15 protein-coding genes and 1 pseudogene are annotated in these 19190 nt (G+C 72.0%); 10 read left to right on the top strand and 6 right to left on the bottom strand.

Going from position 1 to position 19190, the window contains the following annotated elements:
- Positions 1–282 precede the first annotated feature (282 nt).
- On the top strand, positions 283–1929 hold the full coding sequence (locus tag ACJA3G_RS09675; protein ID WP_406552493.1) for a phospholipase D-like domain-containing protein: 1647 nt from the start codon (positions 283–285) through the stop codon (positions 1927–1929).
- Between the two features lie 40 nt (positions 1930–1969).
- On the opposite strand, the gene ACJA3G_RS09670 is transcribed toward ACJA3G_RS09675, so the two are convergent.
- Positions 1970–3433, bottom strand: coding sequence for a lipase maturation factor family protein (locus tag ACJA3G_RS09670; RefSeq protein ID WP_406552492.1), 1464 nt, complete (start codon positions 3431–3433; stop codon positions 1970–1972).
- 263 nt (positions 3434–3696) lie between these two features.
- On the opposite strand from ACJA3G_RS09670, the gene ACJA3G_RS09665 reads away from it, so the two are divergent.
- Together ACJA3G_RS09665 and ACJA3G_RS09660 are read left to right on the top strand one after the other, a co-directional pair.
- Positions 3697–4047: a VOC family protein gene (locus ACJA3G_RS09665; protein ID WP_406552491.1), complete on the top strand. Its 351-nt coding sequence runs from the start codon at positions 3697–3699 to the stop codon at positions 4045–4047.
- 529 nt (positions 4048–4576) lie between these two features.
- The gene (locus ACJA3G_RS09660; RefSeq protein ID WP_406552490.1) at positions 4577–5122 is read left to right on the top strand and encodes a hypothetical protein; all 546 of its coding nucleotides are present in this window, start codon (positions 4577–4579) and stop codon (positions 5120–5122) included.
- 102 nt (positions 5123–5224) lie between these two features.
- On the opposite strand, the gene ACJA3G_RS09655 is transcribed toward ACJA3G_RS09660, so the two are convergent.
- On the bottom strand, positions 5225–6328 hold the full coding sequence (locus ACJA3G_RS09655) for a sugar ABC transporter substrate-binding protein (RefSeq protein WP_406552489.1): 1104 nt from the start codon (positions 6326–6328) through the stop codon (positions 5225–5227).
- A 547-nt stretch (positions 6329–6875) separates the two neighbouring features.
- On the opposite strand from ACJA3G_RS09655, the gene ACJA3G_RS09650 reads away from it, so the two are divergent.
- A complete protein-coding gene (locus ACJA3G_RS09650; protein ID WP_406552488.1) occupies positions 6876–9101 on the top strand; it encodes an RICIN domain-containing protein in 2226 nt (741 codons plus the stop codon).
- A gap of 75 nt (positions 9102–9176) precedes the next feature.
- Here ACJA3G_RS09650 and ACJA3G_RS09645 read toward each other — a convergent pair whose 3' ends face one another.
- Positions 9177–9989 (bottom strand): SDR family NAD(P)-dependent oxidoreductase, encoded by an 813-nt coding sequence (locus ACJA3G_RS09645; RefSeq protein ID WP_406552487.1) that lies wholly within the window; start codon positions 9987–9989, stop codon positions 9177–9179.
- A 156-nt stretch (positions 9990–10145) separates the two neighbouring features.
- A complete protein-coding gene (locus ACJA3G_RS09640; RefSeq protein ID WP_406552486.1) occupies positions 10146–10769 on the bottom strand; it encodes a histidine phosphatase family protein in 624 nt (207 codons plus the stop codon).
- 428 nt (positions 10770–11197) lie between these two features.
- On the opposite strand from ACJA3G_RS09640, the gene ACJA3G_RS09635 reads away from it, so the two are divergent.
- On the top strand, positions 11198–12031 hold the full coding sequence (locus tag ACJA3G_RS09635) for a helix-turn-helix domain-containing protein (protein WP_406552485.1): 834 nt from the start codon (positions 11198–11200) through the stop codon (positions 12029–12031).
- Between the two features lie 103 nt (positions 12032–12134).
- Here ACJA3G_RS09635 and ACJA3G_RS09630 read toward each other — a convergent pair whose 3' ends face one another.
- Positions 12135–12485 carry a hypothetical protein gene (locus ACJA3G_RS09630; RefSeq protein ID WP_406552484.1) on the bottom strand — a complete coding sequence of 117 codons (351 nt, stop codon included), beginning with the start codon at positions 12483–12485 and terminating at the stop codon, positions 12135–12137.
- Positions 12486–12647: 162 nt separating this feature from the next.
- Between ACJA3G_RS09630 and ACJA3G_RS09625 the strand changes: the two genes are divergently transcribed.
- From ACJA3G_RS09625 to ACJA3G_RS09610, 4 genes are all read left to right on the top strand, one after another.
- A complete protein-coding gene (locus tag ACJA3G_RS09625; protein WP_406552483.1) occupies positions 12648–13805 on the top strand; it encodes a serine hydrolase domain-containing protein in 1158 nt (385 codons plus the stop codon).
- Positions 13806–13909: 104 nt separating this feature from the next.
- Positions 13910–14158, top strand: coding sequence for a ribbon-helix-helix protein, CopG family (locus tag ACJA3G_RS09620; protein WP_406552482.1), 249 nt, complete (start codon positions 13910–13912; stop codon positions 14156–14158).
- A 2-nt stretch (positions 14159–14160) separates the two neighbouring features.
- On the top strand, positions 14161–14532 hold the full coding sequence (locus tag ACJA3G_RS09615) for a toxin Doc (RefSeq protein WP_406552481.1): 372 nt from the start codon (positions 14161–14163) through the stop codon (positions 14530–14532).
- Positions 14533–14599: 67 nt separating this feature from the next.
- Positions 14600–17800, top strand: a complete 3201-nt coding sequence (locus ACJA3G_RS09610; protein ID WP_406552480.1) for an amidohydrolase family protein — start codon at positions 14600–14602, stop codon at positions 17798–17800.
- 13 nt (positions 17801–17813) lie between these two features.
- On the opposite strand, the gene ACJA3G_RS09605 is transcribed toward ACJA3G_RS09610, so the two are convergent.
- The gene (locus ACJA3G_RS09605; protein WP_406552479.1) at positions 17814–18431 is read right to left on the bottom strand and encodes a TetR/AcrR family transcriptional regulator; all 618 of its coding nucleotides are present in this window, start codon (positions 18429–18431) and stop codon (positions 17814–17816) included.
- A gap of 162 nt (positions 18432–18593) precedes the next feature.
- Between ACJA3G_RS09605 and ACJA3G_RS09600 the strand changes: the two are divergent.
- Positions 18594–19190, top strand: a pseudogene (locus ACJA3G_RS09600) (acetyl-CoA C-acyltransferase); the annotation flags it as partial.

Raw genomic sequence — 19190 nt, 5'->3', positions numbered from 1 at the left:
GTAGCGGACTGGCCCGGTGGCGCCGGTGGGCGTTCGCGGACGGGCCCGTGGCGGGCCGTGTCCGGCTCCAGGCGGGGCCGGGGGCTGCGCACCCCCGCGCGCCCGGGCCGCCCCCGACCGGCGGTTCTCGGCCATTGCGAACCCCACCTCCCCGTTCCGGTCCGAACGCTTCCGCCCGATTGGTAACCTCAGCTAGTTGATCTTGGTGGGCGGGCCGTGGACCGACTCGCCCACCCCGCACGGGCGTTCGTGAACGTCCTCCCGACCAGAATGCGAAAACCATTGGCTCACCGTCAGCTTCGCCGCCGCACCCGTCTCGCCGGTCACCTGGTGGCCTGCTCCACCGTGCTCGCGGTTTTGCCCGCGGCCCCGGCGCTCGCGGACTCCGGCGGGACCCCGCCCGCCCCGGGGACGACGACCACGCACCTGGACGCGGTCGAACAGGCCCTGCGCCAGGTCTCGCCCGGTCTGGAGGGCACCGTCTGGGAGCGCACCGCGGGCAACCGGCTCGACGCCTCGGCGGCCGACCCCTCGGACTGGCTGCTCCAGACCCCCGGCTGCTGGGGTGACGACAAGTGCGCCGAGCGGCCCGGGACCAAGCGGCTGCTCGCCAAGATGACCGAGAACATCTCCAAGGCCGAGCACACGGTCGACATATCCACCCTCGCGCCGTTCCCCAACGGGGCGTTCGAGGACGCCGTCGTCGACGGCCTCAAGGCCTCGGCCGCCGCCGGGCACCGGCTCAGGGTCCGCGTCCTCGTCGGCGCCGCGCCGATCTACCACCTCAACGTCATCCCCTCGAAGTACCGCGACGAGCTCGTCGGCAGGCTGGGCGACGCGGCGAAGAACGTCACCCTGAACGTGGCCTCGATGACCACCTCCAAGACCGCGTTCTCGTGGAACCACTCCAAGCTGCTGGTCGTCGACAACCGCTCGGCGCTCACCGGTGGTATCAACGGCTGGAAGGACGACTACCTCGACACCGCCCACCCGGTCTCGGACGTCGACCTGGCACTGACGGGACCGGCCGCCGGCTCCGCGGGCAAGTACCTGGACACGCTGTGGGCCTGGACCTGCCAGAACAAGTCCAACATCGCCAGCGTCTGGTTCGCCTCCTCCAACGGCGCCGGCTGCATGCCGTCGCTCGCGCAGGACGCCCCCACCCCCGCCGACGGCAACGCCGACGGCAACGTCCCCGTGATCGCCGTCGGCGGTCTCGGCGTCGGCATCAAGAACAACGACCCGGCCTCCGCGTTCCGCCCGACGCTGCCCACCGCGCCCGACACCAAGTGCGTCGTCGGGCTGCACGACAACACCAACGCCGACCGGGACTACGACACGGTCAACCCCGAGGAGAGCGCCCTGCGCGCGCTCGTCGGCAGCGCCCGCGACCACATCGAGATCTCCCAGCAGGACGTCAACGCCACCTGCCCGCCGCTCCCGCGCTACGACATCCGCCTCTACGACGCGCTCGCGGCGAAGATGGCCGCCGGTGTGAAGGTGCGGATCGTCGTCAGTGACCCCGCCAACCGAGGCGCGGTCGGCAGCGGCGGCTACTCGCAGATCAAGTCGCTCTCCGAGGTCAGTGACACCCTGCGCGACCGTCTCGCCCTGCTCACCGGCGACAAGGGCGCCGCCCGGGCGAAGATGTGCTCCACCCTCCAGCTCGCCACCTTCCGCAGCTCGGACAGCCCGAAGTGGGCCGACGGCCACCCGTACGCGCAGCACCACAAGCTGGTCTCCGTCGACGACTCGGCCTTCTACATCGGCTCGAAGAACCTGTACCCCTCCTGGCTCCAGGACTTCGGATACGTGGTGGAGAGCCCCGAGGCCGCGGCCCAGCTGAAGTCGAAGCTGCTCGCCCCGCAGTGGCGGTACTCGCAGGCGACCGCCACGTTCGACTACGAGCGCGGCATCTGCCAGGCCTGACCCCCGCCGTCAGCCCGTGAGCCCGTCAGCCCGTCTGCCGTCAGTCCGTCAGCCCGCTCCCGCCCCCGGTCATGCCTTCCGGTGTGCCCTCGGCCGTCCCGAGGCGCGTGGGCGGCAGGAAGTCGCGTACGTACGTCCGCTTCCAGCACGCCCCCGTCCTCCGCAGTTCGCGCCATGTCGTGTACTGGTAGCGGAACAGCCGGGCGCGGATGTACCGGGGCGGGCTGTCGGGCGGGAACGGGGAGCGCCTGAGCAGGCGCAGGGTGTCGCGGTCGTTGTCCAGGAGGCGTTCCACCAGGGGGCCGAACCATGGCCGCGCGTAGCCCGGGGAGAGACCGGCGAACCACATCAGCCAGTCGAGCCGCAGATGGTACGGGGCGAACTGGCGCGGCCAGTGCCTAAGATCCCCGGGTTTGCCCCTGAACTCGTACGCCCGCCAGTCGGAGTCCACGAGCGGCAGCGGGTCCGCCGTGCCCTCGATGACGACCTCCAGCCGCAGCCTGCTGACGCTGCCGAACGCGCCGTAGGTGTTGACCAGGTGCAGCGGGTCGAAGGAGTAGTTCATGATCTGGCGGCGCGAGAACAGATTGCGGGCCGGGCGGTAGCTCAGGGCGAGCAGGCCCGCGGCGACGGCCAGTACGACCACCTCGTACCAGAGCGGGGTGGAGGGGAAGCGCCGGCCGTCGGTGAGCGCGGAGAAGTCGACGGCGGTGACGGCCAGGGCGACCGTGGTCCAGTTCAGCCAGGAGAAGTTGCCCGACAGGATCAGCCACAGCTGGGTGAGGATCATCAGCGAGGCAGCGGCCGTGGCCACCGGCTGCGGGGTGAACAGCAGCACGGGGACGGCCAGTTGGGTGACGTGGTTCGCGGCGACCTCGACCCGGTGGAACGGCTTCGGCAGATGGTGGAAGAACCAGCTCAGCGGGCCCGGCATGGGCTGGGTCTCATGGTGGTAGTCGAGACAGGTCAGCTTGCGCCAGCACTCGTCGCCGCGCATCTTGATGAGCCCCGCCCCGAACTCGACGCGGAACAGCACCCAGCGCATCAGGAACAGTACGACGATGGGCGGCGCCACCTCGTCGTTGCCCAGGAACACCGCGAGGAACCCCACCTCCAGGAGCAGCGACTCCCAGCCGAAGGCGTACCACGTCTGGCCGACGTTCACGATCGACAGGTACAACGCCCAGGGCAGCAGCCACAGCAGCATCGCGCCCCACAGCGGCACCCGGCCGTCGACCCCCGCCAGCAGCCCCACCGAGACCAGGACACCCGTCCAGGCCCAGACGGCGAAGAACCGGTCCGAGTAGCGGAAGTGGAAGACGCTCGGCGCCCGCCGGAACGGCACCCACTCGACATAGCTGGGCACCGGGAGCATGCCGCGCTCACCGATCAGCGCCCGGAACTGCCGGGCCGCGCCGAGGAACGCGACGAGATAGATCGCGGCGAGTGCCCGCTGGAAGACCAGCCGGCTCAGCCAGTAGTCGGGCGCGACGAACCACTCCACGGTCCCATTGTGACGCTGGGTGACCCGGGTGGCCTGTGGGGCGGGGCGGGGCGTACGGGCGGACGGGCGGACGGGCCTTCCCCGGTCGGAGCGGTGAGCCGCGGCCGGGCTGCCTCCCCGCCCGGTCCAGCGTTACTCGACTTCCGCCGCACCCGGAACGGATAGGGTCCGGCCGGGTCGCGCGTGTCGACGGGGGGCCCGCGGTCCGGCTGCGAGGATGCCGGGACGAGCCGGTGCCGGAAGAACGACGAAGCGAGGGCAGCATGTTCAGTGGCGCGCACGCCATCTTCTACAGCACGGACGCCGACGCCGACCGGGCCTTCATCCGGGACGTGCTCGGCTTCCCGGGGGTGGACGCGGGCCAGGGCTGGCTCATCTTCCGGCTTCCGCCCGCCGAGCTGGCCGTCCATCCCACCACGGACGAGCCCAAGCACGAGCTGTATCTGATGTGCGACGACATCACCGCCCAGGTGCAGGACTTCCTGGCGAAGGGGGTCGCGATCACGCGCCCCGTCAGCGACCAGCCGTGGGGCCGGATCGCGGCGGTCCGCCTGCCCAGCGGGGCGGAGCTCGCCTTCTACGAGCCCCGTCACCCGGTCGCCCACAACCTCTGAGGCGAGGGGGACGCCTCGTCGGCGCGGGGCACGTGCACCCTCGGCACCCCGGCCGCCACGAAGACGGTCCGCTCGTGGCGGAGGCCGTCGACCTGGGGTCCGCCGGAATGGCACCCCTGTGGCGCCATGAGAAGGCCGGACAGCGTCGGAGCGCGGCGAAGGTGGCACCATGGCCGGGTTCTCGATGGCGTCATCCCCGCCTACCGCACCCGTCACCGCAGGTCAGGAAGGTGAGAGCCGCAGACGCACACCCTGGCGCCGGCTCCGTCCCGCCCGATTCGCGGTGCCACGCGACGGCGCCCAGATGTCGTCGCGCGCCCCGGGCGCCTCCTTCGGCGCACAAATCCCAGCCGGACGAGGGGTCCCGGATTCATACGATGCCCTTACCCTTGGGCGGGTAGCCTCGGTAAAGAGAAGCCAAAGAGGTGCGTGAGGCCACAGTCGTCCTCACGCACCACAGCGAAAGGCACGGCTTATGGCCCTCACTTTTGCGCACAGGGTCAGCGCTCGGCGTGCGTCCCTGCAGGATGTGAACGCGATAGTCCGTCTGCTCTCCGGCGACCAAGGGCTGCCGCCCGAGACCGCCGCTCTCGTCTCGGCGTCACAGGCCCAACTCCGGCTCATCCTCGCGCATTTCGGTCTGGAGACCGGCAAGGTGTGGGTCGCCGAGTCCGGGTCGGGAGTGCCCGAGGCGGCTGCGGTCTGGATCCCGCCGGGTGTCTCCATCGACGAGGAAGAACACAGAGCCCTCCTGCGGCTGCACGGACTGCGGCCGGCGCTGATGCCCGCGCGTGACCACGAGGGACGGATACCGGGCGAGGAGGACCACTGGCTGCTCGCCGCCGTGGGCATAGCCCCGACGGCCCACCCGGCGGCCCTGGAAGTCGTCCTGGACCCGGTCCTGCGCATCGTGGACGACGCGTCCCTGCCCGCCTACGCCACCGCGCCCGCGTCCTTCCGGGCCGAGCTCCTCGCGCCCTTCGGGTTCGAGCCGTGCGCCTCCGGCGCGGCCCGCCCGGAGCCCCGGCTGCGCCGCCCGCCGAAGGCCGCCTACGACGGGCTGACGGGGCCGTAACCCCGTCCTGTACGGCAACGGGAAAGACCTCTGCCCGGCCCGCGTCCTGCGGGCCGGGCAGAGGTCTTCACGGTCGGAGTGCGCGCGCTACGGCCGGGGCCGTCACTGCAGTCCGGCGGACTTGCACGCGGCCTTGTACTTGGGCGTGCAGATCTCGTCGATCGTGTAGAGGCCGTCGGAGATGACGGTGGAGCGGATGTTCTCCTTGATCACGGCGACGACCGGGACGAGCGCGGTGGGGATGTCGCTCTTGGTCGGGCTGTTGGTCTTGGAGTTGGCGATGGAGATGAGGCTCTGCTTCTTGGCCAGCGCGACCGCCATCTGCGCGGCGATCGGGCTCTCCTCCGCGTACGACTTGTAGACGCTCATGTACTGCTCGCCCGCCACGATGCGCTGGACTCCGGCGAGTTCGGTGTCCTGGCCGGTGACCGGCGGCAGCTTGGAGACGCCCGCGGCCTTGAGGGCGCTGATGATGCCGCCGGCCATACCGTCGTTGGCGGAGTAGACACCGATGATCTTGTCCTTGCCCAGCGCCGTGATCGCGCTGCGCATGTTCGCGGCGGCGTTCTCCGGCTTCCACTCCTTGGTGTCGTACTCCTTCCCGATGTTCACCTTGCCGTCCAGCTCGGCGTGCGCGCCCTTCTTGAACTGGGCGGCGTTCGGGTCGGTGCGGGCACCGTTCATCATCACGATCTGGCCGTCCTTGGCCTTCGTGCCCAGGGTGTCCAGCAGGGCCCTGGCCTGCACATGGCCGACGTCCTCGTTGTCGAACGAGACATAGGCGTCGACGGGGCCCTCGGCGAGCCGGTCGAAGGCGACGACGGGGATGCCCGCGTCCTTGGCCCGCTGCACCGCGCCGCCGATGGCCTTGGAGTCCACCGCGTCGATGATGAGCGCGTCGACCTTCTTGGCGATCATGGCGTCGACCTGCTGGTTCTGCCGCGCCGCGTCCTGCTCCGCGTTCGCGTAGACGACCTGACCCTTGCCGCTGGTCAGCTCACCGACCATCTTCTCGATGAGCGGCTTGTCCGACTTCTCGTAGCGAGCAGCCTGCTTCTCCGGAAGCAGCAGGCCTATCTTGAGGTCCTTCTTCTTGGCGCCTTGCCCGGACCCGTCGGACTTGCTCCCGCCGCCGCATGCGGCGAGGGTGACGGCCATCGCGACGACACCCGCTGTCATCGCTCCACGGCCGATACGCGTGCTCACTTAAAAACAACCTCCCTGACATGGCCGCATAAATTTCGGCCGAGGTGGCTGGAAGCCAACCCTGCCCCTGCGATGCCGTCAAGAAGTTAGCCCTTAACGAGATGACAACGGAATTTTCGGATACGGGCCGGACGGGCTTAATCTGCCCCGCAATACGGGGTGAATCGGTCTTTCAGGAGCGTTTCGCTTCTCCCGACAAATGCTGATGGTTCGTCAATTTGACGGGCGTTGGAATTGCAGTCTCGCAGCTCAGGCGGATCGCGATGACCGGGGGACTCCAAGTGGTCTGCTCGCCGCTTAATGCTTCAGGGAATGTTCTTTGGTGCTGCCGTATGGCTCTTTGTTCGTTCATGCAGTGAACACAAGAGCTCCGGTTTCTGTCGAAATTGGTCTACACCTTGGCGAAAACCTCTTATTTCGCCCTGTGGCTTAAGTGGTGAGCCAACAGTCTGTCAAGCCCCTGGTTCAGACCAGACGTTCGAGGTCTGAACCCTTGACGTGTCCATGGGGGAGCCCTAACTTCACGCCTTGAAGAAAGGGTGAGGCCATGACCATTCCCGCAACCCCCACTCCGCCCGACCGTCGGAGCGTGCGTGGCAGAGCAGCCTCACTGGTGGCCGTCGGAGCGCTCGCCGCCTCCTTGACCACCGGTGTTTTCACCGCCCCCGAAGCCCGAGCCGCGACCCTGCCCACCGGTTGGGTCACCGTGACCGCGCAGCACAGCGGCAAGTGCGTGGACGCGGCGTCGGCCGGGACCGCCGACGGCACGGCAGTCCAGCAGTACACCTGCAACGCGACCGCCGCACAGCAGTGGCGGTTCCAGCCCACCGACAGCGGCTATGTCCGGGTGGACAACCGCAACGACACCGCCAAGTCCTGGGACGTCACCGACGTCTCCACCGCCGACGGAGCGCCGGTCCAGCTCTGGACGTACGGCGGCGGTGGCAACCAGCAGTGGAAGCCCGTCGAGGAGGCCGCCGGCCGGTACCACTTCGTCAACCGCAACAGCGGCAAGTGCCTCGACGTCCCGGCCGCCTCGACGGCCGACGGGGCGCGGATGCAGCAGTACGCGTGCAACGGCAGTACGGCCCAGTCGTTCCAGGTCGACGCGGCCGACAGCCAGCCGCCGAGCGGCGGCGACCCCGACCTCGGGCCCAATGTGTCCGTCTTCGACCCGTCGATGTCCTCGGCCACCATCCAGAGCAGGCTCGACCAGGTCTTCGGCCGGCAGGAGTCCAACCAGTTCGGCGCCCAGCGCCAGGCCCTGCTCTTCAAGCCGGGCAGCTACAACGTGGACGCCAACGTCGGCTTCTACACCCAGGTGGCCGGGCTCGGCCTCACCCCGGACGCGGTGACCATCAACGGCGCCGTGCACGCCGAGGCCGACTGGTTCCAGGGCAACGCCACCCAGAACTTCTGGCGCTCCGCCGAGAACCTGTCGGTCACCCCCAACGGAGGCAGCGACCGCTGGGCCGTCTCGCAGGCCGCCCCGTACCGCCGTATGCATGTGCGCGGAAACCTCCAGCTCGACGACGGCGGCTGGTCCAGCGGCGGGTTCATGGCCGACTCCAAGATCGACGGACAGGTGCGGTCCGGTTCGCAGCAGCAGTGGCTCTCGCGCAACAGCCAGTGGGGCAGCTGGAACGGCTCCAACTGGAACATGGTCTTCGTCGGCGACACCAACGCCCCGGCCAACACCTTCCCCAGCCCGCCCTACACCACCGTGGCGCAGAGCCCGGTGACCCGGGAGAAGCCCTTCCTGTACGTGGACGCGGCCGGCGCCTACCAGGTGTTCGTCCCCGCGCTGCGCACCGCGACCCAGGGCACGACCTGGGCGAACGGCACCCCCGCGGGCACCTCGCTCCCGATCGGCCAGTTCTTCGTCGTCAAGCCCGGCGCCACCGCGGCGGACATCAACGGAGCGCTGGCGCAGGGCAAGAACCTGCTGTTCACCCCCGGTGTCTACCACCTGAACCAGACCATCGAGGTGAACCGCCCGGACACCGTCGTCCTCGGCCTGGGTCTGGCGACCCTGATACCCGACAACGGCGTCACCGCCATGAACGTCGCGGACGTCGACGGCGTCAAGGTCGCCGGACTGCTCATCGACGCCGGTCCCACCAACTCCGCGCTCCTTATGCGGGTGGGCGCCCCGGGCGCGACCGCCCGGCACGCCGCCGACCCGACCTCGCTGCACGACGTCTTCTTCCGCATCGGCGGCGCGGGCGTCGGCCGGGCCACCCAGAGCCTGGTGGTCAACAGCTCCGACGTGATCGGCGACCACATGTGGCTGTGGCGCGCCGACCACGGCAGCGGCGTCGGCTGGTCCAGCAACACGGCCGCGAACGGACTGGTCGTCAACGGCACCGACGTGACGATGTACGGCCTGTTCGTCGAGCACTACCAGCAGCACCAGGTGATCTGGAACGGCAACGGCGGCCGTACGTACTTCTTCCAGAACGAGATGCCCTACGACCCGCCGAACCAGTCCGCGTGGACGAACGGCTCGACCCGCGGCTACGACGCGTACAAGGTCGCGAGTGCGGTGACCAGCCACGAGGCGTGGGGCCTGGGCAGCTACTGCTACTTCAGCGCCAACCCCTCGGTGGTGGCCGAGCGGGCCTTCGAGGCGCCGAACACCGCCGGCGTCCGCTTCCACGACATGGTGACGGTCTCGCTGGGCGGTACGGGCACGATCAGCCACGTCATCAACGACAAGGGAGGCACCGCCAACTCCGCGAGCAACGTGGTGAACCTGGTCTCGGGTCCCTGACCGGGAGCCGGCCGACGCCGGTCCGGCGGCCCGACGGCCACCGGACCGGCCCCGCACGTCAGGTCGCGGCCCAGGTCAGGTCGCGTCCCCGCGCCTCTCGACGCGGTAGTCGAAGGGCACCGTCCCGGGGTCGAGCGCCGTCGCCCCGCCGTCGATGGTGAGCGTCGCGCCGTTGACGAACGACGCGGCCGGGGAGAGCAGCCACGCGATGGCCTCGGCGACCTCCCGCGGCTCACCCGGCCGCTGGGCGGGCAGCAGCCGCGTGGCCGTCTCGTACGCCTCGTCGACGTCCGCGAGGCCCGCCTCCTCGGCGAACCGCGCCATACGCCGGTCGGCCATCTCCGTACGGACCCAGCTCGGACACACCGTGTTGGCACGCAGCCCCTTCGCCCCGTAGTCGACCGCCAGGGAGCGGCAGAGCTGGAGCAGCGCGGCCTTCGACGTGGCGTAGGCGGCGTTGCCCACCCCGTTGCGCAGCGCGGAGACCGAGGCGACCGCGACGACGGAGCCGCGGGCCTCGACCAGGTGCGGCAGCGCGCTGCGCAGCAGCAGGAACGGGCCGGTGAGGTTGGTGCGCATCACCAGGTCCCAGTCCTCCACGGAGGTGTCGCCGACGGCCCCGCTGCGTCCGGTTCCGGCGTTCAGCACCACCCCGTCGAGCCGGCCGTACGCCGCGAGGGCCGCGTCCACCAGCCCCGGTACGGCCTCGGGGTCACCGATGTCGCAGGGGTGGGCCAGGGCGCCGGTCTCCTCGGCGATCTCGCGCAGCGGCTCGGGGCGGCGCCCGGCCACGACCACCCGGTGTCCGGCGCCGGCCAGCAGCCGGGCGGTGGCGGCGCCGATCCCCGTCCCGCCTCCGGTGACGATGACAACCTGTCGCTCAGCCATGCCCGTTCAGCCTCCGTGGTCGCGTGCGGTCGCGCCGGGCCGGTGCCCCGATCGCCTGGATCGACCCCCGCCCGGACCCTCGAAACGATCATAGGTGGACACCACCGGCGTACCGCCGCGCGGAATCCGGCCATCCGCCGCTCGCCGCCCGGTCGCTCAGACGTGGAACTCCGGAGGGAAGCCGGTCCAGCGGAGCTCCGGCGGCAGATGCCCCATGTCGTTGAAGAAGACGACGGAGGCGGGGCGGTCGGACGCGTAACGGATCACTGTCAGGGCCGCGTTGGCGTGGTTGAGCCCCTGCCAGCGCCAGTTCGGAGCGTCGAAGGCTGCCCGGACGAGCCAGCCGATGAGGAAGTTGTGGGTGACGACCAGTTCATGGCGCGGCTCGTCGCCCTCCACGGGGCGCGCGAACCGCTCCAGCGCGGCGGGCGCCAGCTCCCGCCCCCGCTCGCGCATCCGCGCCGGGAACCGCGCGAGCCGGTCGAGCAGCCCTTCGGCCCACTGCGCCGGCAGCTCCTCCGCGCGGGGCACGTAGGGGATGTAGTCCCCGGCGAGCTCCGAGGACTCCAGCGGAACGCCGTCGAGTTCGCCGTGGATCAGGCGCGCGGTCTGCTCGGCGCGGGCGAGCGGGCTGTGCAGCACCACGGAGAGCGGACTGCCCCTGAGCCGCCGGCCGAGCAGGACGGCCTGGCGGCGCCCGTTCTCCGTCAGTCCGCTCTCGTCGGGCAGGGCCTCGCCGTGGCGGGCGAGGTAGAGGTAGCGGTCAGCCGTAGCGGCCATGGCGACGTCCTCCGTGCGACAGACAGTGATCATCCGGTGCCGGAGGGGACGCCCTGGCCCGGCCGCGCGGTTCCCGTGGCACGGTCCGCTTTCCTGTTGCCACCCGCCACCCCCGTGGGCGGGTGGCAACAGGGAAACGGACCGACCCGCGTCGGCCCCGCCGGGCCGTCCGTACCGCCGCCCGACTGGCCGTAGACCAGGGGCATATGCGCCCGGCCTCGGGCGGTGGCCGATATTCGGCCAGGGGTTCGTCCATTCCTGGCCTTGACCGCCTGTGCCGTCCCAGACTGCTGCCGAGGCCGACCGCTGGTCTTGTAAGAAGGCGCACTGCCTTGCCGGATTCCGGTCGGCGGAACACGCGCATGGTGAGGAGAGGGTTGCAGGTGGAGGCCAAAGCATCCTTGATTACCGAAGACCGAGGGGAGAGTGTGGAACGAGCGGCGCCCGACTGGTTGCGGGGCCGGGTGGTCAAGTACCGGGGCCGGCGCACACCGGCAGGGATGCCCGCGCGGCTGACCCTGCCCGCCGCAACGGTGACGCTGATCGTCGGCTGGGGCGACCCGCTGCATCTGTTCGACGCCGCGGACAGCGGGTCGGGCGGGGCGTGGTACTCGCTGGTCGGAGGTCTGCGGACGTCACCCGTGCTCGGTGGGTACCGGGGTTCGGGACAGGCCGTCGAAGTGGATTTCACCCCGCTGGGCGCCTATATGTGCCTGGGCGTGTCCATGCACCAGCTGGCCAACGAGACCGTCCACCCGGACGAGTTGCTGGGAAGGAGATGGACGGAGCGGCTGACCGAACGGCTCGCCGCGGCGCCCGACTGGGAGGCGCGCTGGGCGCTCCTCGACGACGTCCTCGCGAGCCGGCTGGCCGAGGGACCCGTGCCGTCCCCCGTGGTCGCCGAGGCCTGGAGCCGGCTGAGCGCACGCCACGGTGGGATGACCCTGGGTGAGCTGGCCGGGGCCACCGGCCGTGGTGGCCGCAGGCTCCAGGTGCTCTTCCGGGAGCAGATCGGTCTGCCGTTGCAGTCGGTCGCCCGGATCCTGCGGTTCCAGCGGGCGCTGACGCTCCCGTACGGCTCGCACGGGTCACTCGCCGAACTCGCGGCGGCCTGCGGCTACTACGACCAGGCGCATCTGAACCGCGACTTCAAGGCGCTGGCGGGCCTGACGCCCGCGCAGCTGTGCGGACTGGCCAACCAGACCCCGCTGGACGGCACGGCGGCCGTCGAAGGGAGCCGCACCAGCGTCTTCAACCGCTGATCCCCGTCCCCGAGGAGAGATGACAGACGTCAGACAAACAGGGGGGTGCCACCCGGCCGGGCGGCGCCCCTCACCTCTGTCCGTACCTCGCTGACGACCGTCTTCATGCCGGCTTGACGACGCTCGCGGACGGCGGCTTCTGGAACACCGTCCCGGAGCCGCCCGAGCCCGGCTCCCCGCTCTGCGGCGTCCTGTACGAGACCGGCTCGCCGGTCCTCCTGGCTGCGGCCGTCAAAGCGGCGCGGACCCCGGCCCGTTCGCGGCCCCTCGCGCCGGACCCTTTGGCGGGAGCGCCTTCGCCGTTGCCCGGCTCCGGCTCCGGCTTCGGCTCCGGCGAGCCGATTGCGCCGCTCGCGCCCTCGTGCTCGGACTCGCCGCCCCCGCGTCCCGCCAGCATCACCGCGAGCGCCGCTCCCGCGGTCGCCAGCGCGATGCCCATGCCCCCAACCCGCACCGGTCACCTTCCTTCCCCCGTGGTGAAAAATCCTCGTGATCCTAGTCGTCCGCGCAGGTGGCAGGGGGCGCGACGGATTCGGTGGGCGAGGGACCGATGAGTTCCGGGGCCGCCGGCGGTCTTCCCTCCGACTGCCCAGCACCGACTTGTGAAGGCGGACCGATGAGCGAGCTGCACGACATCCTCGACAAGCACGTGGGCGCCGACCGCGCGCCGGGGGCCGTGGCCCTGGTGGCGCGGGGCGACCGGGTGGAGGTGGCCGCCGTCGGCTCCACCGACACCGGGGGCCGCACCCCCATGGCCCGGGACTCGATCTTCCGTATCGCCTCGCTCACCAAGCCGATCATGGCGGCGGCGGTGATGACCCTGGTCGACGAGGGCCGGATCGCACTGGACTCGCCGGTGGCCCGGTGGCTCCCGGAACTGGCGTCCCCGTCCGTGGTGCGGACGCCCGCGAGCCCCCTCGACGACGTGGTCCCGGCCGCCCGCCCCATCACGGTCGAGGACCTGCTCACCTTCCGCGCCGGATACGGCTTCCCGGCCGACTTCTCGCTCCCGGCGGTCGCCCCGCTCTTCACCGAGCTGCTCCAGGGCCCCCCGCAGCCGCAGGCCGTGGCGGCACCGGACGCGTGGATGGCGGCGCTCGGCCGCATCCCGATGCTGCACCAGCCGGGTGAGGCCTGGCTGTACAACATCTGCTCCGACATCCAGGGCGTCCTGGTCGCCCGGGCCGGTGGTCTCCCGCTGCCCGACTTCCTCGCCGAGCGGATCTTCGAGCCGCTGGGCATGACCGACACGGGCTTCGCGGTCCCGGCCGCCGACCTGGGCCGCTTCACCGGCTACTACCGGGTCGGCGGCGCCGACCACGGCGGCCTGGAACAGGTCGACGCGCAGGACGGGCAGTGGAGCACGCTGCCCGCGTTCCCGTCCGGGGCGGGCGGGCTCGTCTCGACCGTCGACGATCTGCACACCTTCGCCCGGATGCTGCTCGCCGAGGGGACGCTCGACGGCCGACGTGTGCTGTCGTCCGCCGCCGTACGGCAGATGACGACCGATCACCTCACGCCCGCCCAGCGCGAGTCGGGCAGGCTGTTCCTGGTCGGCCAGGGCTGGGGGTTCGGCGGCTCGGTCGACATCGCGCCGGACGAGCCGTGGAACGCGCCGGGCCGGTACGGCTGGGTCGGCGGCACCGGAACGGCCTCGTACATCGTCCCCTCCACCGGCACCGCCGCGATCCTGCTCACCCAGCTGGAGCTGGGCGGCCCCAGCCCGCTCCCCGACGCGATGCACGACTTCTGGCGGTACGCGGCGAACGCCTGACGCCCGTCCCCGACTTGTCCGCAGGACGCGAGGGCGGCGGGACCGTTCGGGACCGTTTCGGACGAGACCGCCCCGCTCCGTGCCGCCTGCGGTACGGTCGAAGCATGTCCAAGTCGGTGACGATCCGGGTCGACGACCAACTGCACGCGCTGCTCAAGGAGCGCGCGGCGGCGGAGGGGTCGACGGTGACCGCGCTCATCACACAGGCGGCGTACGAGGCGGTCCGCGATCCACGGCTGGAAGGCGCGGCCGAGGTCTTCCGCTCCTTCATCGCCGAACAGGGCGACGCCTTCGACGCGGCCTTCCCGGACGACGCCCCCGGCCGGGGGGACACCTCGGGGCGGGCCGCCTGACGGTGGAGTTCCACATCGACATCCGCTGGCTGCTCGAACGCCAGACGGAAGTGCTGCCGAAACAGCCCACCGTCCACGACTTCTCCAGCCTGGTGGCCGCCGTCGGCCGCCACCGCGTCAACACCCCCCGGGTGGAGGCGACCGTCGACAACTCCTGGCGGGCGGGGGCCCTGATGCACGCCATCATCCGGCTGCGCCCGCTGCCCGCCCGCAACGCGCTCTTCGGCGCGGCGGTGGTCGTCGCGTACATGAACGCCGCGGGCGAGGGCCTGGACGCCCCGTACGGCGCCCTCATCGACCTCGCCCGCGACATGGACGCGGGCCACACCGACGCCTATGACGCGGCCGACCGGATACGGTCCTGGCGGATCTGACCGTCGCCCGTCTGGCCGGAATGGCACTGTTGCCCATGGGAAGCGTGGTGCGCCAGCGTGTGGGGGCATGGATCGTGACACCGGCGGCCTCGCCGCGAGCTCCCTGTCCCGTCGTCAACTGCTCGCCGCAGCCGGTGCGGCCGGGGCCGTCACCGCTGTCGGGACGGTCCCCGCGGCTGCCCGCCCGCGTGCCGGGCTCCCCCTGTCGTTCAGCGAGGCCACCAACGGCTCCGCGAGCCTGTCGCCCGCCGGGGACCGGCTGGTCGCCGAGGTCCAGAGCGTGCTGTGGTCGCTGCCCCGGCACGGCGGCGAGGCGGCACCGCTCACCCCGGCGGGGCTGGAACCGCTGCGGCCCGTCCACTCGCCCGACGGCTCGCTCATCGCCTTCTGCGCCTACCAGGGCGGCGGCTACCACGTGTGGACCATGCGCCCGGACGGCTCGGACGTGCGCCGGCGCACCGACGGGCCGTGGGACGACCGGGGACCCGCCTGGTCGCCCGACGGGACGCGGATCGCCTTCGCCTCCGAGCGCGCGGGCGACCCGGTGGAGGGCAGCGCGTACCGCGTCCATGTGCTGGACCTGCGGACCGGGCGGCTCACCCGGCTGACCGGACTCCCCGGTCAGGACGGGCCGCTCCAGGACGGCGCCTGGGAGGACTTCGACCCCAGCTGGTCGCCGGACGGCGCGCGCGTCCTGTTCGTGCGCGCGAAGGTCGTCACCACCGCGCTGGGACTCGGTGTGGAGGCGCGGACCGTCGCCGCCGTCGCGGCCGACGGCGCCGGACCCGTCGGCGTCGTCCACACGGAGAGCGCAGCCGCGCAGGTCATGTGCCCCGCGCTCGCGCCCGACGGCCACCGGCTGGCGTATCTGCGCACCACGGCCGCGCCGAACGGCTCCTGCGTGCTCGTCGTCGACGGTGAACCGGTGGCCGTCGCCGGGGATATCGCGCCGGTGCCGCCGCGCTGGACGGCCGCCGGGGAGCTGCTGCTGACGGTCGACGGGCACTTCACCCTCGTACGGCCGGAGCGGCCCGGGGAGACGGAGCCGATCCCGTTCGAGGGCGTGCTGCCGGTGGAGCGCCCGAGGTACCGCGTCAAAGAGTACGACCTAGGCGAGGGGCGGGTGCGGCCGGTGCGGGGTGTCCATCTGCCCGCGCTCTCGCCCGACGGGCGGCACATCGCCTTCGCCGCCCTCAACACGCTGTGGCTGGCGGACACCTCGGGTACCGGGGCGCCCCGGCGGCTGCGCAGGTCGGCACCGACCCGCTATCTGCTCGGTCCGGTCTGGACCCGCGACGGGACGGCGCTGCTCTACTCCGACGACCGCGACGGACTGCTCGGCGTGTACCGACGGGATCTGGCCACCGGTGAGGAGACCGCGCTGGCGACCGGCGGCCGGGTGCACCCGGCGCTCTCGCCCGACGGCACACGGCTCGCCTGCTTCGACATGACCGGCCGCCTCCTCCTGCGCGACCTGGCCTCCGGCACCGAACGCGTCCTGGCCGCGCCCCTGGGCGGCGGCGGCCTGCCGGGCCGTCCCAGCTGGTCGCCCGACGGGCGCCGGCTCGCTTTCTGCGACCGCAACCGGCTCAACGCGCGCTTCAGAGAGGGCTACAACCTCATCCGGGTCGTGGACACCGAGACCGGCACCGCCCGTCTGCACGCGGTCGCGCCGCACGTCTCCGTCTCCGACCGGTACGACTCGGGGCCCGTCTGGTCGCCCGACGGACGCTGGATGGCGGTGATCGTCGAGTCCGCCCTCTGTCTGCTGCCCGTCGCCCCCGACGGCACCCCGCAGGGCCCGCCGCGCACCCTCACCGACGAGCCCGCCGACCACCCCTCCTGGTCGGGGGACTCCAGGACGCTGCTGTACCTGTCCGGCTCGCGCCTGCGGCTCATCGGCGCCGAGGGCGGCCCCGCGCGCACGGTCCGGGTGGCGCTCCAGGCGCGTACGCCCGCGCCCGCCGACACCGTGGTGCACGCCGGGCGGCTGTGGGACGGCACCGGCGAGAGGGTGCGGGACGACGTCGACATCGTCGTACGGGACGGGCGCATCGCCTCCGTCGAGCCGCACCGCGGCGGCCGGGGCGCGCTGCGAAGGATCGACGCCTCGCGGCGTACGGTCGTGCCCGGTCTGTGGGACACGCACACCCACCCCTGGCAGAGCACCTACGGTGGCCGCCAGACGGTGGGCCAGCTCACCTACGGCATCACCACCGCCGTCTCCCTCGGCGGGTTCGCGTACGAACAGGCACGGATCCGCGAGGCGGTCGCCGCCGGGCAACTCGCCGGGCCCCGCCTGCTGACCACGGGGGAGCTGCTCGACGGCTCCCGGGTGGCCTACAGCATGGGGCGCGCCCATCGCACCCCGGCGGGGCTGCGGCGGTCGCTGGAGCGTGGCGCGGCACTGGACTGGGACTTCGTCAAGACCTATGTGCGGGCGCCCGGCTGGGTGATGGAGGAGGCGGCGCGGTTCGCGCACGAACGCCTCGGGGTGCGCGCCGGAAGCCATCTGCTGTCGCCCGGCGTTCAGTTGGGACAGGACCTGACGACCCATCTCCAGGCCACCCAGCGCGCCGAGTCCGGCCATGCCACCACCGCGTCGGGGCACGCGTACGAGGACGTGGTGGAGATCTACTCGGCGCGCGGGGTGAACTTCGCGCTCATCGCCACCCCCTTCACCTCGGCGCCGCTGATCGGCGCCGACCCCGGGCTCGCGGCGGATCCGCGGGTGACCGTGGTGATGCCGCCGTGGGACTCCGCGGCGGTACGGCAGTCGGCGGGCGTGCCACCGACCGAGGCCCAGCTCGCCACCCTGCGCACGGAGACGGACGTCTACCGCCGGGTCCTCGCGGCGGGCGGCCTGGTGGCGCTCGGCACGGACGCCCCGATCGTGCCCGTGGGCCTCTCGCTGCACCTGGGGCTGCGCGCGCTGCACCGGGGCGGGCTCTCCCCGGCGGCGGCCCTGCGTACCGCGACCGTGCTCCCGGCCCGCCTCTTCGGGGTCGAACGCCATCTCGGGACCGTGGAGCAGGGGAAGATCGCCGATCTGACGGTGGTGGACGGCGACCCGTTCGAGGACTTCGACGCGATGGTGCGGACCGTCTCGGTGCTGCGGGGCGGAGTGCCTTATACAACCGAGGAGTTGGTGGACACCTTCGAGCCGCCGGAGCGGCACGCGGACGCCGACGAGGCGTGGCTGTCGGTGGGGCGGCTGATGCGGCGCGGCGGGTGCTGCGACATGGAGGCCGCGCTTTTGCCCGGGTGAGCGCGCCCGGCGGTCAGCGGCTCGCGGCGACCGCCGCCACGACGGCGTGGGTCAGCCGCGTGACATAGGCGTCGTCGGTCGGGCCGCCCGCCGCCAGCATGCGGAAGTACAGCGGCGCGCCGAACAGGTCGGTGGCCAGGGCCGTGTCGATGCCGGGCGGCAGCTCGCCCCGGTGCGCCGCCCGGTCCAGGAGGGTGGCGACCGCCGCGCGGCGCGGTCCGAGGACCGCCAGGTGCAGCGCGTCGTGGAGCGAGGCGCTGCGGGCCGACTCGGCCAGCAGGTCGGGGATGATCCGGCCCGCCAGCGGGTGCCGCAGGGCGCGCAGGGTCTCGCGGAGGAACCGCTCGACGTCGCCGTGGAGCGACCCCGAGTCGGTGGTCGTGGGGATGTGGGCGGCGGCGGCCTCGGAGACCAGCTCGACGACCATGGCCTCCTTGGACGGCCAGCGGCGGTAGAGCGCGGCCTTGCCGACACCCGCGCGGCGGGTCACGGCCTCCATGGACATCCGCGCGTACCCGGACTCCGCCAGCTCCTCGAACATCGCGCGGCGGATCGTCTCGGTCACGGACTCGCGCAGCACACCCGCTCCCGCGGGCGGGCGGCGCACGTCGTCGTCGGGGAGGGCGGCCATGATCGGAGACTAACACGGAACGGAACGGTTGCGTTCCGTGCCCCTCAGGAGTACGTTCCCGCTACGAGCCGGAACGGTTCCGTTCCGTCAGTCCGGCCGGGAGGGCGCGGCCCTCCCCTTCCGCAGGCGGGTCCTGGACCGGCCGGAGGAGCGGGGAATCTGATGCTGTCCGACATCGCGGTCGTCCACGGGGCACGCACACCCGTGGGACGTTTCAAGGGGGCCCTGCGGTCCGTCCCGGCGCACCGGCTCGGCGCCCTGGTGATCAGGGAGGCGCTGCTGCGCGCGGACGTCGATCCGCAGAGCGTCGACGAGGTCGTCCTCGGCTGCGTCGGCCAGGTGGGGCCGGACGCGTTCAACGCGCGGCGCGCCGCCCTGGCCGCCGGACTGCCCGCCGGGGTCCGCGCGTACAACGTCAACCGGCTGTGCGGCTCCGGCCTCCAGGCCGTCTGGTCCGCGGCCCAGACGCTCGCGCTGGGCGAGGCGCAGGTGATGGTGGCCGGCGGCAACGAGTCGATGACCCGGCAGCCGCTGCTCGACTACGGCGAGCGCGCCGCCGACGAACTCCCCGGGGAACCCCGGATCGACGGTACGTTCTCGCTGGTCACCGACCCGTTCTCGGGCGGCCCGATGGGGCTGACGGGGGAGACGGTGGCCGCGCGGTTCGCCATCTCCCGGGCGCGCCAGGACAGCTGGGCCGCCGGGAGCCAGCAGCGGGCCGCCGAGGCCCTGGTCAAGGGGCGGTTCACCCCCCAGATC

Origin of the sequence: Streptomyces sp. YS-3, from assembly GCF_045257485.1 — a bacterium.
Classification (GTDB): Bacteria; Actinomycetota; Actinomycetes; order Streptomycetales; family Streptomycetaceae; genus Streptomyces.
This window is presented reverse-complemented; position numbering and strand designations above follow the sequence as displayed.

Coding starts and splice junctions, on each gene's coding strand:
- ACJA3G_RS09620 (WP_406552482.1), top strand. CDS start 13,910: ATGTCCAAGTCGGTGACGATCCGGGTCGACGACCAACTGCACGCGCTG.
- ACJA3G_RS09625 (WP_406552483.1), top strand. CDS start 12,648: ATGAGCGAGCTGCACGACATCCTCGACAAGCACGTGGGCGCCGACCGC.
- ACJA3G_RS09605 (WP_406552479.1), bottom strand. CDS start 18,431: ATGGCCGCCCTCCCCGACGACGACGTGCGCCGCCCGCCCGCGGGAGCG.
- ACJA3G_RS09665 (WP_406552491.1), top strand. CDS start 3,697: ATGTTCAGTGGCGCGCACGCCATCTTCTACAGCACGGACGCCGACGCC.
- ACJA3G_RS09650 (WP_406552488.1), top strand. CDS start 6,876: ATGACCATTCCCGCAACCCCCACTCCGCCCGACCGTCGGAGCGTGCGT.
- ACJA3G_RS09645 (WP_406552487.1), bottom strand. CDS start 9,989: ATGGCTGAGCGACAGGTTGTCATCGTCACCGGAGGCGGGACGGGGATC.
- ACJA3G_RS09610 (WP_406552480.1), top strand. CDS start 14,600: ATGGATCGTGACACCGGCGGCCTCGCCGCGAGCTCCCTGTCCCGTCGT.
- ACJA3G_RS09640 (WP_406552486.1), bottom strand. CDS start 10,769: ATGGCCGCTACGGCTGACCGCTACCTCTACCTCGCCCGCCACGGCGAG.